Genomic DNA, 14,169 nt, shown 5'->3' on the forward strand with positions numbered 1-14,169 from the left:
GCCCCAGCGGCCCACCAGGCTGGAGTGCGGTCAGAACGTGATGGCGAAGCCCTCGATCGTGCCCGTGTCGAAGCGGTACACGTCGCGGACGCTCAGCTTCCAGGTGCCGTTGGCGTTCTCCGCCGACGCGTCGACGGTGAACGTCTGGTGCACGCCACCGGCCGAACCGACACCGCCGGAGTCCTTCAGCCGGTAGGACCTGCCGCTGGGCCCGACGAGGTCGATCACCAGATCGGCGGTGTAGCCGTGGCTGATGTCCACCTTCACCGGCAGCCGCGCGGATACCGTGCCGGGGCACGAGTCCTGCGTCACCGACGTGGTCACCGCGTCACCCGCGTCGGGAATGGCGACCGGCGTGTTGTTGGACTTCACGCCGCACTGGCCCGGGCCGCCGCCACCGATGAACGACACGTTCAGCAGCTTGTTCGGCGACCCGCTGCCGACGTTGCGGATGACCCCGTCGGTCGCGTTGCTCACCAGCGCGTCGCGCACCTGCTGCGGGGTGGCACCCGGGTTGGCCGCGAGGTACATCGCCGCCGCGCCGCCGACGTGCGGAGCCGCCATCGACGTGCCGGTCATGTTCGTCGAGCCGCCACCGGTGCCCTTGCTGAGCGAGGTCACGTTCTCGCCCGGCGCGAACAGGTCGACGCAGCTCCCGATGTTCGACCCGAAGTAGCGGTTGTCCGACGAGTTGGTGCCACCGACGGTGATCACCTCCGGCACCCGGGCCGGGCTGGTGTTGCACGCGTCGCTGGAGGCGTTGCCCGCCGCCACCGTGTACACGACACCGGAGGCGACCGACGCCTTCACCGCGTCGTCCCCGACGCCGGGGGCGTCCATGGTCAGGCTCATGTTCGCCACCGCCGGCTTGCGTGCGTTGGCGGTGACCCATTCGACGGCGTCGATGATGCCCGAGTCGGGCCCGGTGTTGTCGCAGCCGAGGACCTTCAGGCCGACAATCTTGACCTTCTTCGCCACGCCGTAGGTCTTGCTGCCCAGGGTCCCCGCCGTGTGGCTGCCGTGCCCGTGGCAGTCGGAACCGTTGCCGCCCATGAAGTCCTTGCCGACGCTGGCCCTTCCCTCGTACTCCGGGTTACCGGGGTCGATGCCGCTGTCGAGGTCGTAGACGGTCACGCCCTCACCGGTGTTGTTGTAGGTGTAGGTGCGGTCCAGCGGCAGCGCCTTCTGGTCGACGCGGTCCAGTCCCCAGGTCGCGCCCTGCTGGGTGTCGGCGCCGCGTGCGGTGCCGTCCTCGTGAACCGACTTCACGGCCGGGTCTGCCGCCAGCCTCCGGGCTTCCCGCTCGGTCATGCCGCGTACGGAGAATCCGCGCAGGGTCACGCTGTAGGTCGACCGCAGCTCGCCGCCGTACCGTTCCGCCAGGGCACCCGCCTGCGCGCTGACGGCGTTGTCGCGCAGGACGACGATGTACTGGTCGCCGTAGTGCTCCCTGGCCTTGACGACCGTGCCCTCGGGTTGTGCCGCCGACGCCAGCCCGGTGCCGAGTGCCACCAGCCCGAGCGTCAGTAGTAGTGCCTTTCCCTTGCTACGCATGAACAATTACCTCGCTGATCACTGGACGGTGAGGGTGTAGGTGGCGGTGACGGTCTTGCCTGCGGCGTCGGCCGCCGTGACGGTGATCGGGTAGGTGCCCGCCTGGAAGGGCGCGAAGACCTGCATCGTGGAACTGCCGCCCGCGGCGATCGTCTGCGGGTTGAACATCGGGGGGATCGGCAGGCCGTTGCCGGATGCGGAGAGCCGGATCGACCCGGTGCCGCCGGTCGCGGTCACGGTGGCGCTGACCAGCGCCCCGGGCCGGGCGGATCCCGCGGCCGGGTCGACCTTGACCACCAGGTCGCCCGGCTGGGACCCCTTACCGACGGTCAGCATCAGCGTCGTGGTCGCCGTGTCGGTGTTTCCCTTGCCGGACACGGTGATCCGGTACTCACCCTCCGGTGTGGACGTCGCCGTCTCGATGGTCAGCTTCGCCACCTCGCCGGAGTTGATGGTCGACGGCTGGAACGTGGCCGTCGCGCCACCGGGCAGGCCGGACGCGGTGAGCGTGACCTTCTCGGCCCCGCCGTCGCCGGCCTTGCTGGTGATGCTGGCCGACACGTGCTTACCGGGTTCCACCCGCACCGACGCCGGTGTGGCGCCGAGGCTGAACCTGCCGGTCGGCGGCTGACCGCCGATCTGCTCGTTGACCCAGTCGCCCATCTCGTTGTTGAGCCGGCTGTAGATGCTGTACCAGCGGAAGTCGCTGCGGCTCCAGGACGCCACCCCGGCGACCTTGCCGTCGACGATGAACGGGCCGCCGCTGTCGCCGGGCAGCACGGTCTTGCGGCCGTCGGGATAACCGGCGCAGATCATCGTCTTCGGGTCGGCGCCGTTCTCCACACCGGTGCACTGCCGGTGGTCGACGATCGGCAGCGTCAGCTTGTGCAGGGTGACGTCTGGCGGGCTGTCACTGTGGCTCTTCTTGCCGTAACCGAGGCTGTAGCCGTCGCGCCCCGGCGACTCCAGTCCGGTGTCGGCCGACGTCGCCACCTTGGCGTAGCCGCCCGCGGGCACGGGGATGTCGGCGTCGGTGGTGATGACGGCGACGTCGTAGCCTTGCGCGAAGTGGACGTAGCGCGGGTGGGTCTTGTAGTCGACGACGTTGAGCTGCGTTCCGCCCGGAGCGGCGAGGTCGTCCAGCCCGTACAGAACGGTCTTGCGGCCCTGCAGTTCCTTGCAGTGCGCGGCGACGAGCACCTTGCGCGGCGCGATGACCGAACCGGAACAGCTCTGCCCGCGTGGCCTGCTACCGCCTTCCCGCAGCGCGGCGATGACGAACGGGTGATCGCGGACCGAGGCCGGTTCCCCGCCGATGCTGGCCGGCCGCACGTCGCCGGGAAGCCGCGCCTCGTCGGTCGGTGCGACCGCCCGCTGTGCCAGGGATCCGGTGTACAGCAGCTTGTTCGGCGAGCCACGGCCGTCGGTGATCTTGCCGCTGGTCGCGCTGCCGGTCAGCGCGCTCGTCACCTGGGACGGCGAGGCGCTGGGGTTGGCGCCCAGGTAGATCGCCGCGGCCCCGGCGACGTGCGGTGTCGCCATCGACGTGCCGTTCATCCGGGTGGTCCCGCCGCCGTTGCGCAGCGAGGTGATGTTGCTGCCCGGCGCGAAGATGTCGGTGCAGCGGCCGAAGTTGGACGACTGGAACCCGCTGAAGACCGACCGCCGGTCCCGCTCGTCGCTGGCCGCGACGGTGATCGCCTCCGGTGTCCGCGCGGGTGAGTAGTTGCAGGCGTCCTGGCCGTTGTTGCCTGCCGCGACCGTCGCGGTCACGCCCGCGCGGACGGCGCCCTGCACCGCTTGGTCCACACTGGACGTCGCGCCGCCGCCCAGGCTCAGCGTGATCACCGCGGGCTTGCGGGCGTTCTTCGCGACCCAGTCGATGCCACGGATGATCCCCGACCACGCGCCGGAGTTGTTACAGCCGAGCACGCGTACCGAGACGACCCTTGAGCCCTTGGCCACCCCGTAGGTGTTGCTGGCCACGGTGCCCGCGACGTGCGTGCCGTGCCCGGCGCAGTCGGCGGCGTCACCGTCGTTGTCGATGAAGTCGTACCCGCTGGATGCCCGCCCGCCGAACTCGGACTGCCGGTAGTCCACGCCGCTGTCGACGACGTAGACGGTGGTGCCCTCACCCTTTCCGGCGTAGCTGTATCGCCTGTCCAGCGGGAGGTCCCGCTGGTCGACCCGGTCCAGGCCCCAGGTGGGATCGGTCTGCGTGTCGACGCCGGTGGCGATGCCGTCCCGTTCGACCAGTGCGACGGCGGGATCGGCGGCCATTCGCCGGGCCTGGCTCTCGGTCATCGTCGCGGAGAAGCCGCGGACCGCCGTGTCGTAGGTGTGTCCGAGGTCGGCGCCGTACCGCTCGGCGAGTGTGCCGGCCGCGGCGGACACGGCACCGTCGAGCAGCACGATGTAGCCGGAGGGTGCCTGGGCGGCCGCGGTGGGGGCGGCGAGTGCCGTCACCGCGACGGCGGCCACGGCCGCGCCCAGCGCGCGTTTTCTTCTGGACATGGGCGTCTCCGTAGAATAGGGATCGGGACGCCTATTACTGTCGAGTAGTGCGGCTGGCGAGAACAATAGTGGTGGGTGGCCGTAAACTACCCAATAATTGAGTCATGCAATTACGCTACGGACCCTTATTGATTTTTCGGAGTGTTTCCTCGGTAAGCAGGGAACGGGACGGTAACCCCAGTTTGCGTAGTGCCTTTCCGACGTGGATTTCGACGGTTCGCGGCGAGAGGAACAGCAGTTCGGCGATCTGCCGGTTGGTCAGGCCGCGTGCCGCGAGCCTGGCGACCTCGGTTTCCCTCGGCGACAGCGTGGGCCCGTAGCCACGGCGGCCACGGCGTGGCAGCAGCGGGTCGCACCGGCGCATCGCCCGCCTGCAGCGCAGTGCGTCGGCGGCAGAGCCGAGGCCGTGATAGAGCGCCTCGGCGGTCGAGTAGGCAGCGACGGCCGCCTCGGCGTCGCCGAGTTCGGCCTGGCAGTCACCGGCCAGTTCACCGGCGCTGGCCGCGGAGTACGGCCGGGGCAGTGCGTCGTAGGCGACCCTGGCTCCGCCGAACAGTTCGGCCGCCCGCGCGGGCTCACCCGCGTCCCTGGCGAGCATGCCCTGGCACAGCAGGTCGGCCGCGGTGGCAAGCGGCGCGTCGCGGCCGGCGATACCTTCCTGGAACTCCGCCAGCAACTCGGCTGCCTCTCCGCTGCCGCCCAGCAGCACCAGCACCCGCACCGCCAGCGGCAGCAGCTCGGCCGCCCACACCCAGTTGTCTTTCGTGCGGATGCCGGCGAGTCCCTGCCGGGCCAGCGCGCTGGCGGCGACCAGGTCCTTGCCTGCCAGGTGGACGGTCACCCGCCCGGCGAACGTCGAGGCCCGCAGCGGCGCACTGCCTTCGGCCAGCGCGTGTGCGCGCTCGAAGTGCCGCAGCGCGGCCGTACGCCTGCCCCTGCTGTTGTCGTGCCAGCCCAGCGCGACGAGTGGTTCTGCGGCCAGCGGACCGGCCGCGCCGACCTGGTCCAGCAGGCGGGCGGCGTCACTGTCCACTGTGGCCCAGACGCCGGTGGCGACGTCGAGGCGCAGGCTGGTTCCGGCGGCGAGCGCGTCGAGGTAGGGCTGGCGCTCGTCGGTGGTGAGCTGCTTGGCCGTCGCCAGGTAACCGCGGGCGGCGGCGTAGTGGCCGTTCCAGGCCGCCGCGTCGGCGAGGTTGACGTAGGCGCGGCTGACCTGCCTGCGGACGTCCGCGCTGTCCGGCGCGGCAGGCAGTGTCTCGATGTCCTGCCAGACGTCCGGATCGGCGACCTGCATCCGGGCCGACATCCGGTTGGCCGTGACGGCCGCGGTGACGACCGCGTCGCCCGCCGTCCTGCTCGCCCGCTCGGCCAGTGCGAGCCAGCGCAGGTTCTCCTGCACCGGCACCGCGCCGAGGTGGGGAAGGGACAGCGAGGCCAGGCCCCTGGCCAGCACCGCCTCGTGACCGGCGAGATCGGCCGAGGCCAGCTCGATCTCGTGGCGCCCCGCGTCGACCTGGCCGGTCTGGTTGATCAGCACCCGGCCGAGGTGCATGCGGATCTCGCCACGCGCTGAGCCGCTGAGCGGGTGATCACGTACGGTCTGCCGCAGCCTGCTGATCGTGCCGTCGCGAACCAGGCCGTGCGGCATCTCCCTGCTCAGCCGCACGGCGAACGTCTCGCGGGCGGTGCGGGGCAGGCCCGGGTCGTCCAGTGCCTCCTCCAGCAGCCGGACGGCCTCGTCCGGACTGGCCTGGTCGACCGCGCCGGACGTCCACCGGATCCACTCGGGTATCTCGCCCGCCCGGCGGTGGTGCCAGGCGATCCGCGCCGACGGCGGGTCCACCGAGGTCGCCAGCGCCGCCGCGGCCCTGGCGTGCAGCCGCGCCCGCCGCGGGCCGGGCAGCGTCGCGTAGACGGCCTCCCCGGTCAGCGGGCTGCCCGGTGCGTACCGGTCCATACCCAGGTCGGCGAGCAGGCCGGCGGTGACCGCGCGGGCGATCGCGGTGTCGGCGGGCAGGCCGGAGACCGCGCCGAGAACGGCGGCTCCCGCGGCCTCGGCGAGGACGGCGGACGCCTCGACGACCTCCCGCACGGCGCTGTCCTGGGCGGCCAGGCGAGCGGCGGTGCGGGCGCGGAACCGTTCCGTGCCACCGTCCTGCAGCTGGGCGAGGATCTCGCCGACCCGGCCCGCGGCCCGGCGGTGCAGCTCGCCCGCTGGCGTCGTGCTTCCGGCGAGCGCGGCAACGGCGTCGACCGGGAACGGGCCGAGCGTGAGCGCGAGGGTGGCGTCCGCGCGGGCAGGCCAGCGGGCGCCCGGCGCGCTGCTCACCACGACCGCGGGCGCGTCCCGGCTGCCGGTGAGGAATCGCAGGAAGGCGTGGGTCTCCTCGTCGGCGAGGTGGATGTCGTCGAGCACCAGCGGGCCGTCGCCCAGCACCTCGCGCAGCGCGCGGAACAGGTGGTGCCTGCTCGTGGTGGCGGGCGCCTCCGGCAGCCGCGGCGCCCATTCGGGCAGGACGGTACGCAGGGCGCCGGTGACCGGCGGCGGCTTGCTGGGCGGTCCGGTGCGTTCGACGGCGTCGACCACCGGCCCGAGCGGGACCGATCCGTCGTGCGCGGCGCAGCGGGCCGACCGGGCGGCGGTGCGCGCGCAGAGTTCGTCGAGCAGCCGGGTCTTGCCGGACTCCGGCTCCCCCTCGACGACCACGAACGCCCCCGGCGAATCCGCGGCCGCCAGCAGGGCCGCGATTTCCGCGTCTCTCGCCACGAACGGCATGCTCAGACCTTACGCCGGGAAATCGCGGCGGCGGTCCTTTGATAAGGGCCCTTACCTATTCGGCCGCGGGCTGTCGGTCCCGCCGGTTAGGGTCGGGTCATGGAACTCGACGGATGTTTGTCGTGGAAGGGCAGGGAAATCGTCTGGGGCAAGGCCGGTTCCGGGCCTGCCGTGGTGTTCTGCCACGGAACACCGTGGTCGTCGTGGCTGTGGGAACCGTTCGCGGACGCGCTGAGTGCCGAGTTCACCGTGTATGTCTGGGACATGCCGGGCTACGGCCGGTCGTCGAAGGACCCCGCGCATCCGGTCGACTTCGGTGTCCAGGCCGAGGTCTTCACCGCGCTGCTGAGGGCGTGGGAACTCGACCGGCCGCACGTCGTCGCGCACGACTACGGCGGCGCCGTCTCGCTGCGTGCCACCCTGGTGCACGGCGTGCCGTACGCGTCGCTGCTGATGGCCGACGTGGTGGCCATCCCGCCGTCGGGTTCGCCGTTCTTCCGGCTGGTCAAGGAACATCCGGACGTCCTGAGCAAGCTGCCGCCCTACGTCCACGAGTCGGTGGTCAGGACCTACATCGGCAGCGCCGCCCACCGTGAGCTGCGGGAGTCCGACCTCGCGCGCCTGACGCGACCGTGGCTCGGCGAGGAGGGCCAGGGCGCCTTCTACCGTCAGATCGCCGCCTACGACGAGGGGTTCCTCGCCTCGAACGAGGCGTTGCTCGGCAACCTCGACATCCCGGTGACCGTGGTGTGGGGCACCGAGGACGCGTGGATCCCGCTGGCGACAGGTGAACGGCTCGCCGCCGCCATTCCCGGCGCGGACCTCACCCGCGTGCCGGAGGCCGGGCACCTGATCCAGCTGGACGCCCCGGTCCAGCTGGCGACGTTGCTGCGCTCCTGGCTCGGGCGGGTCGCGGGGCGGTAGCCGTTTCTGCCGGTCTGCCGTTCCGCCGTGAGCGGAACGGCTGCCGCCCGGCGCCGCCGGGGTGTCAGGATGACGGCATGGCCGACATCCTGCCCTTCCACCGCGACCCCGAGCCCGAACCGTTGTGGCGTGAGGTGCTCGGCCGGAGCCTGCGTGCGGCGAGGGAGGAACAGAACAGTCGCCTTGTCGACATCGCGGAGCGGGCCGGTATCTCGCCGCAGTACCTGTCCGAGATCGAGCGCGGCCGCAAGGAGCCGTCCAGCGAGATGATCGCCGCGGTCACCGGCGCGCTCGGCGTCGGGCTGGCCGACCTGCTCGCCGGGATCGCGGGCGAGGTCCGGCGCGGCCGGACCGGCGGTTCCGTGCCGCTCCGCCGCCCCGCCGGCCCCCTGCTCATGGCCGCCTGAGCGTCCGGCTCCAAGCTCGTGAAGGCCACCTTCATTACGTCTCACGTCAGGGCCCCGGCAAAGTCCGGTCGCGGGCAGGTGAGGTGGCTGGTCTCGAGTGTGGAACTCGCGTGCCGGAACGTAGAACTCGCGTGCCGGAACGCAGAACTCGCGTGCGTGAGCGCAGAACTCACGATGTGGACCCGGTTCTCACCTAGTGCCGGTCGCCCGCGTGACTGGGCCGTTCGCGCGAGTCCTCCGTTCCCGACCCGCGAGTCCCACCGTCGTGCACGCGAGTCCCACGCTCCGGCACGCGAACTCCACGCTCCCGCACCACCACGACTGCCGACTTTGCCGGGGCCTTTACGTCTCACGTGGTGAAGGTGGCCTTCACGTGCTTTGCGGCGTGCCGTACCCGAGGGGTCAGGACCGTTCGTCGATGACGTTGTCCGCGAGCCCGTAGGCCACCGCGCCCGCCGCGTCGAACACCCGGTCCCGGTCGGTGTCGTGGCGCAGGTCCGCGATCTGCTGACCGGTGTGCTTCGACAGGATCTCCTCAAGCTGGGTCCGGACCCGCAGCACCTCGTCGGCCTGCAGGATGAGGTCCGGGATCGTGCCCCGGCCCTGTGCCGCGGGCTGGTGTAGCACCACCCGGGTGTGCGGCAGCACCGCACGACGTCCCTCCGCGCCCGCGGCGAGCAGCACCGCGCCGGCCGCGACCGCCTGGCCAACGCACGTCGTCGCCACCGGCGCCTTGATGTAGCGCATGGTGTCGTACAGCGCGAGCATCGCCGACGGGTCGCCGCCCTCGGAGTTGATGTACATGTCGATCTGCTGGTCCGGGTCGTCGGCCTCCAGGTGCAGCAGCTGGGCGATCAGCGCGTTGGCCACGCCGGAGTCGATGGCCGTTCCGAGGTAGACGATCCGCGACGACAGCAGGTGCGAGTAGACGTCCATGATCCGCTCGCCGCCCGGGCCGCGCGTGATGACGTTGGGGATGGTGTAGGTGCTCATGCGCGGACCTCCGAACGGATCCCGATGTCGTGCCTGCGTACCGGGACAACCTGCTCAAGGCTGTCGACGACGTGGTCGATGAAGCCGTACTCCAGCGCCTGCCCGGCGGTGAACAGCCGGTCGTGCAGCGAGTCGGTGAAGATCCGCTCGACCGGCTGGCCGGTGTCCTCCGCGATCAGCCCGAGCACGGTGTCCCTGGTGTGCCGCAGGTCGTCGGCCTGCACCTCGACCTCGACCGCCGACCCGCCGATCCCCGCGGACCCCTGGTGCATCAGGACCCGCGCGTGCGGGAGGGCGAACCGCTTGCCCGGCGTGCCTGCCGACAGCAGGAACTGCCCCGCGCTGTACGCCGTGCCCAGCGCGAGCGTGGCGACGTCGCACGGCACCAGCCGCATCACGTCGCGGATCGCCAGCATCGACGGCACCGAGCCGCCCGGCGAGTGAATCCACAACGCGATGTCCTTCTTGGGGTCCTCACTCGCCAGCGACAGCAGCTGGGTGGTGAGGACGAGCCCGTTGTCGTCGTCGAGGACACCGTCGAGCACCAGCACGCGCTGGCTGAAGAAGCGTTCGCGGAGCCGGTGGTCGAACATCGGCCGCTTCTCGTCGTTCGTCATGCCCCGACGATGCCGCCGCCGCGCCCGGGCTCGCCGCTTTCTCTGCCCTGGGCAGATCAGCTCACAGCGGCCCGGTCGCTCTCGCCGTCGGAGAGGAAGGCCGCCAGCCGCTGCCCTTCCTCGGTGACGGCCGTGCGGTCGGCGCGGGACAGCCGGCGCAACGGGGCGACGGTGACCGTGCCGCCGTCGACCGTCCACGTCGCGCTCACCCGGCCGTCGACCAGCACGACGCGCTCGCCCGCGACGGACAGGTTGCGGTGTTCGTCGTCGATGATCCGGGTGCGGTCGTGGTAGCCGAGGATGGCGTTGTCGAAGGCGGGCAGGAAGCGCACCGGCGCCGGTGTGTCCGGATCGGGCAGCGGCGCGCCGGGCAGGTCGACCAGCTGACGGCCGCGTTCGTCCCGGAAGGTCACCAGCTCGTCGCGCATGGCCGACACGGCGGCGGGCAGTCCGGCGACCCCGGACCACCCGCGGATGTCGGCCACCGCGGCCGGGCCGTACGCGGCCAGGTACCGGCGCACCATGGCCTGGCCCACCGGGTCGCCGCCGTCGGGTGCGGGCGGGTCGACCTCGCGGCCCAGCCAGTCGGCCACCGGCAGGTTGCTCACGGCGGCCTTGGTACGCCACACCCCGCGTGGCGGCAGCTGCACCATCGGGATCAGGGTGGAGACCAGGATCTCGCCGAGCGGCCGGTGCCCGGCGCCGGGCCAGCGCTCGACGAACGCCCGCCCGAGTTCGGCCATCGTGCGGGGCCGTCCGTCGGCCATCAGGGCCCGGCCAGCCGCGGCCAGCTCGTCGAGGTCGACGCCGTCGAGTTCGGCGCGGTAGGTCGCCAGCAGACGCTGCCGCAGCATGGCGTCGTGCCGGGACCGCCAGGCCAGGACGTCCTCGGCGGTGAGCAGGTGGACGGTGCGCCGCATGAGGTGGGTCCGCACCACGCGCCGTCCGGTCAGCAGGCTCGACAGCGTCGCCGGGTCGAACGCGCGCAGCCGTGACCAGAGTCCGGTGAACGGCTCCTGCGGTTCCTGCGCCTGCATGCCGCACAGGTGGGCGACGGCGTCGAACGGGGACATGTCGGCGCGGTCGAGCAGCAGCTGGCGGGCGAGCGTCGCGCGGTTGAGAGCCCTGGTGTCCAGAACGGTCATGAGAGAAATGGTGACAGCAATAGCGGTCAGTTTGTGGCCGCTACGGCGCCGAAATTTACCGGGGCCAACCCGAAGGGCTAGCGTTTCCGCCCTGGGCTGGGGAGGTCGACATGGGCGTGCGAGTGGCGCGTGACCACGACATCGAAGTTCTCGTCGCCTCGGTGTCGGCATTGTTCGCCGAGGACGGAGCCCGCCGGGATCGGCACCTGGACGTGTCATGGCCCGACCGGCACGGCCGGGACTATTACCGGGAACTGCTGGCGGACCCCGGCTGCTCGTGCTGGCTGGCAGTGGGCGACAGCGGGCAGGTCGTCGGGCACCTCGTCGGGCGGCTGGCGAAGCCGGATCCGCTACGGCCGGGCGCGGTGACCGCCGTGCTGGAGAGCATGCGGGTCGCACCGGCCTGCCGCGGGCAGCGGATGGGTGCCGCGCTGGTGGCCGAGTTCGACCGGTGGGCACGCCGGTCCGGAGCGACCGAGCTGACGGTCACCGCGTATGCCTCGAACGAGGCCGCGCTCGCGTTCTACCGCGGTCAGGGGTTCGCCGAGTTCGAGGTCCGGTTGCACCGGCCCGGGCTCAGCGGATGAGGCTCTCCGGCACCCGCAGGTCCTCGTGCTGGTACAGCGCCCGCACGGACACCGGATCGTCCTCGGCACACACGGTGGCCACCTCGTCGAGCAGGACGTCGTAGTCCTCGCCGGTCTTGCCGGCGTAGGCGTCGGTCATGCGGCCCCACTCGTCCCACGGCAGCGGCTCGATCTTGTTCAACGCGGCGAGGTCACGCAGGGCGTTGCCGCTGATCTCCGCCGGGCCCCAGTTCTCCGTGCCGACAACACCGAACCGCGACCCGTCGACCTCGCCACGCCGGTAGGCACTCCACGCCTCGCCGCCGGTGAGGAAATCCTCCGGGCGCAGGTCGTGCAGTCGGCCGGGCAGGTCCTTCCCGAGATGCTCCACGTCGACGCGGACCCACCGGTCTCCGTCCAGGTACTCGGTGATCCAGTGGTCGACGGCCTTGCCCGGCTCGAAGTAGGTGGCGAAGCCGGCGCGGGGGCGCGCGGTGATGCCGTTACGGCGCAGCAACGCGCATCCCAGCGTCGCGAAGTGCCTGCAGGTTCCGACCACGCGCCGGTCCGGCTCGCGGGCCGTGGTCAACGGCGCCGGGTCCAGTGCGAGCAGCAGCCGCACCAGCTCGTCCACCCGCCGGATCTGGTTGCTGTCGAAGCGCGGGGCCGGCAGGCCCAGCGGCCGTGCGTCGGTGGGCTGGATGAACAGGTAACGGACCGGCCGGCAGATGCCCACCGGATCGGCGGCCGCCGGTTCGAGCGCGACGGGATCCACGCCGTCGAGTCCGGTGAACGGTCCGGGCGAGGTGTAGTCGATGACCCCAGTCACGTCGCCATCCTACGTGAGCAGTGGCACAGGTTCAGGCTGTCACGAAATCACTCGTTTTCCTGTCCACTGGAAGGAGAACACCCGTCGAACGGAGATCGTGATGACCCGTCCCACCGAGAACCAGATCGCCACGTCGGTGCTCGTGATCGGCACCGGCGGCGCGGGATTGCGTGCGGCCATCGAACTGGCCGAGCGTGGCGTCGACGTCCTGATGCTGGGCAAACGGTCCAAAGAGGACGCTCACACGACGCTGGCGGCCGGTGGGATCAACGCCGCGCTCGCCACGATGGACCCCGAGGACTCCTGGCAGCAGCACGCGGCGGACACGATCAAGGAGAGCTACCTGCTCGCCCACCCGGACACCGTGCGCATCGTCACCGAGAACGCGGCACGGGGCATCGCGGATCTCGAGGGCTGGGGCATGCCGTTCGCCAGGGAGGCCGACGGCCGGATCTCCCAGCGCTTCTTCGGCGCGCACACCTACCGGCGGACGGCGTTCGCCGGGGACTACACCGGGCTGGAGATCCAGCGGACGCTGGTCAACCGCGCCAAACAGCTGGGCATCCCGGTGATCGACACCTGTTACGTCACCCGCATCCTGGTGCGCGACAACGTGGTCTTCGGCGCGTACGGGTTCGATGTCGACACCGGCGAGCGGTACCTGATCCACGCCGACGTGGTGATCCTGGCCGCGGGCGGGCACACCAGGATCTGGCGGCGGACGTCGTCGCGGCGGGACGAGAACACCGGCGACTCGTTCCGGCTGGCGGTGCTCGCCGGCGGCCGCATCCGGGATCCGGAGCTGGTGCAGTTCCACCCGTCGGGGCTGATCGACCCGGAGAACGCGGCGGGCACGCTGGTGTCCGAGGCGGCCCGCGGCGAGGGCGGCATCCTGCGCAACGCGCTGGGCGAGCGGTTCATGGAGCGCTACGACCCGGTGCGCCGCGAGCTGTCCACCCGCGACCGGGTGGCGCTGGCCGCCTACACCGAGATCAAGGAGGGCCGCGGCACCCCGCGTGGCGGAGTCTGGCTGGACGTGTCCCACCTGCCCCGCGAGACGATCATGCGACGTCTCCCGCGGGTCTACCAGACCCTGCTGGAACTGCAGATGCGTGACATCACCCGCGAACCCGTCGAGATCGCGCCCACCGCGCACTACTCGATGGGTGGCGTGTGGACGCGCCCGGAGGACCACGGCACCGGCGTGGACGGCCTGTACGCCATCGGTGAGGCGGCCAGTGGCCTGCACGGCGCCAACCGGCTCGGCGGGAACTCGCTGACCGAACTCCTGGTGTACGGCCGGATCGTCGGCGAGACCGCCGCCCGCTACAGCAGGGAGCTGACCGTCCAGCGGCGGTCGCCGGACGCGGTCGCCGAGGCGCGGGACGAGGTGGCCGGGCTGCTGGCGTCCGACGGGCCGGAGAACGTCCGCGCCCTGCAGCGTGCCGTGCGCGACACGATGACCGAGCACGCGGGCGTCGTCCGGGACGAAACCGGGCTGCACAAGGGACTCGTCGAACTGGACGACATCGAGCGCCGGCTGTCCGAGGTCGGGGTGCACCCGGACCGCGCCGGTTACCAGGACCTCGCCCATGCCTTCGACCTGAAGGCGTCGGTCCTCGCCGCGCGCGCCACGCTGGAGACGGCGCTGGAACGCAGGGAGACGCGCGGCTGCCACAACCGGTCCGACTTCCCCGGCCTCGATCCCGCCCTGCGGGTGAACCTGGTCTGGTCCGGACCTGGGCAGGTCGAACGGGAGCAGCTTCCGCCCGTACCGGAGGAGATCGAACGGCTGATGCGCGAGGTGTCGACCGAGGGCAAGCTGGTCGAGTGAGCCGGTCCTG

At 71.5% G+C, this 14,169-nt stretch carries 11 protein-coding genes; 4 read left to right on the forward strand and 7 right to left on the reverse strand.

The window, feature by feature from the left end:
• Positions 1–30: 30 nt before the first annotated feature.
• The 3 genes from EWH70_RS31020 to EWH70_RS31030 all read right to left on the reverse strand — a co-directional run bounded on the left by EWH70_RS31020 (position 31) and on the right by EWH70_RS31030 (position 6,844).
• On the reverse strand, positions 31–1,554 hold the full coding sequence (locus tag EWH70_RS31020) for a S8 family serine peptidase (RefSeq protein ID WP_130479119.1): 1,524 nt from the start codon (positions 1,552–1,554) through the stop codon (positions 31–33).
• 18 nt (positions 1,555–1,572) lie between these two features.
• Positions 1,573–4,068, reverse strand: coding sequence for a S8 family serine peptidase (locus EWH70_RS31025; protein ID WP_130479120.1), 2,496 nt, complete (start codon positions 4,066–4,068; stop codon positions 1,573–1,575).
• 115 nt (positions 4,069–4,183) lie between these two features.
• Positions 4,184–6,844, reverse strand: a complete 2,661-nt coding sequence (locus tag EWH70_RS31030; protein ID WP_130479121.1) for a LuxR family transcriptional regulator — start codon at positions 6,842–6,844, stop codon at positions 4,184–4,186.
• A gap of 99 nt (positions 6,845–6,943) precedes the next feature.
• On the opposite strand from EWH70_RS31030, the gene EWH70_RS31035 reads away from it, so the two are divergent.
• The gene (locus EWH70_RS31035; RefSeq protein ID WP_130479122.1) at positions 6,944–7,768 is read left to right on the forward strand and encodes an alpha/beta fold hydrolase; all 825 of its coding nucleotides are present in this window, start codon (positions 6,944–6,946) and stop codon (positions 7,766–7,768) included.
• 77 nt (positions 7,769–7,845) lie between these two features.
• The gene (locus tag EWH70_RS31040; RefSeq protein ID WP_130479123.1) at positions 7,846–8,175 is read left to right on the forward strand and encodes a helix-turn-helix domain-containing protein; all 330 of its coding nucleotides are present in this window, start codon (positions 7,846–7,848) and stop codon (positions 8,173–8,175) included.
• Between the two features lie 402 nt (positions 8,176–8,577).
• Here EWH70_RS31040 and EWH70_RS31045 read toward each other — a convergent pair whose 3' ends face one another.
• The 3 genes from EWH70_RS31045 to EWH70_RS31055 are packed head-to-tail and all read right to left on the reverse strand — an operon-like array spanning position 8,578 to position 10,930.
• Positions 8,578–9,168, reverse strand: coding sequence for a ClpP family protease (locus EWH70_RS31045; RefSeq protein ID WP_130479124.1), 591 nt, complete (start codon positions 9,166–9,168; stop codon positions 8,578–8,580).
• Positions 9,165–9,785: a ClpP family protease gene (locus EWH70_RS31050; RefSeq protein WP_130479125.1), complete on the reverse strand. Its 621-nt coding sequence runs from the start codon at positions 9,783–9,785 to the stop codon at positions 9,165–9,167. The genes EWH70_RS31045 and EWH70_RS31050 overlap by 4 nt, the downstream gene beginning before the upstream one ends.
• A gap of 56 nt (positions 9,786–9,841) precedes the next feature.
• Positions 9,842–10,930 carry a winged helix DNA-binding domain-containing protein gene (locus EWH70_RS31055; protein WP_130479126.1) on the reverse strand — a complete coding sequence of 363 codons (1,089 nt, stop codon included), beginning with the start codon at positions 10,928–10,930 and terminating at the stop codon, positions 9,842–9,844.
• Positions 10,931–11,040: 110 nt separating this feature from the next.
• Here EWH70_RS31055 and EWH70_RS31060 point away from each other — a divergent pair, with 110 nt between their 5' ends.
• Positions 11,041–11,517 (forward strand): GNAT family N-acetyltransferase, encoded by a 477-nt coding sequence (locus tag EWH70_RS31060; RefSeq protein WP_130479127.1) that lies wholly within the window; start codon positions 11,041–11,043, stop codon positions 11,515–11,517.
• Here the strand turns inward: EWH70_RS31060 and EWH70_RS31065 are convergent.
• Positions 11,507–12,325 carry a transglutaminase-like domain-containing protein gene (locus EWH70_RS31065; protein WP_130479128.1) on the reverse strand — a complete coding sequence of 273 codons (819 nt, stop codon included), beginning with the start codon at positions 12,323–12,325 and terminating at the stop codon, positions 11,507–11,509. The genes EWH70_RS31060 and EWH70_RS31065 overlap by 11 nt on opposite strands.
• A 100-nt stretch (positions 12,326–12,425) precedes the next feature.
• Here EWH70_RS31065 and EWH70_RS31070 point away from each other — a divergent pair, with 100 nt between their 5' ends.
• Positions 12,426–14,159 (forward strand): L-aspartate oxidase, encoded by a 1,734-nt coding sequence (locus EWH70_RS31070; RefSeq protein WP_130479129.1) that lies wholly within the window; start codon positions 12,426–12,428, stop codon positions 14,157–14,159.
• The last annotated feature ends 10 nt before the right edge of the window (positions 14,160–14,169 follow it).

It is taken from the genome of Amycolatopsis suaedae (assembly GCF_004214935.1).
Taxonomy (GTDB): Bacteria; Actinomycetota; Actinomycetes; order Mycobacteriales; family Pseudonocardiaceae; genus Amycolatopsis; species Amycolatopsis suaedae.

Coding starts and splice junctions, on each gene's coding strand:
- EWH70_RS31020 (WP_130479119.1), bottom strand. CDS start 1,554: ATGCGTAGCAAGGGAAAGGCACTACTACTGACGCTCGGGCTGGTGGCA.
- EWH70_RS31025 (WP_130479120.1), bottom strand. CDS start 4,068: ATGTCCAGAAGAAAACGCGCGCTGGGCGCGGCCGTGGCCGCCGTCGCG.
- EWH70_RS31030 (WP_130479121.1), bottom strand. CDS start 6,844: ATGCCGTTCGTGGCGAGAGACGCGGAAATCGCGGCCCTGCTGGCGGCC.
- EWH70_RS31035 (WP_130479122.1), top strand. CDS start 6,944: ATGGAACTCGACGGATGTTTGTCGTGGAAGGGCAGGGAAATCGTCTGG.
- EWH70_RS31040 (WP_130479123.1), top strand. CDS start 7,846: ATGGCCGACATCCTGCCCTTCCACCGCGACCCCGAGCCCGAACCGTTG.
- EWH70_RS31045 (WP_130479124.1), bottom strand. CDS start 9,168: ATGAGCACCTACACCATCCCCAACGTCATCACGCGCGGCCCGGGCGGC.
- EWH70_RS31050 (WP_130479125.1), bottom strand. CDS start 9,785: ATGACGAACGACGAGAAGCGGCCGATGTTCGACCACCGGCTCCGCGAA.
- EWH70_RS31055 (WP_130479126.1), bottom strand. CDS start 10,930: ATGACCGTTCTGGACACCAGGGCTCTCAACCGCGCGACGCTCGCCCGC.
- EWH70_RS31060 (WP_130479127.1), top strand. CDS start 11,041: ATGGGCGTGCGAGTGGCGCGTGACCACGACATCGAAGTTCTCGTCGCC.
- EWH70_RS31070 (WP_130479129.1), top strand. CDS start 12,426: ATGACCCGTCCCACCGAGAACCAGATCGCCACGTCGGTGCTCGTGATC.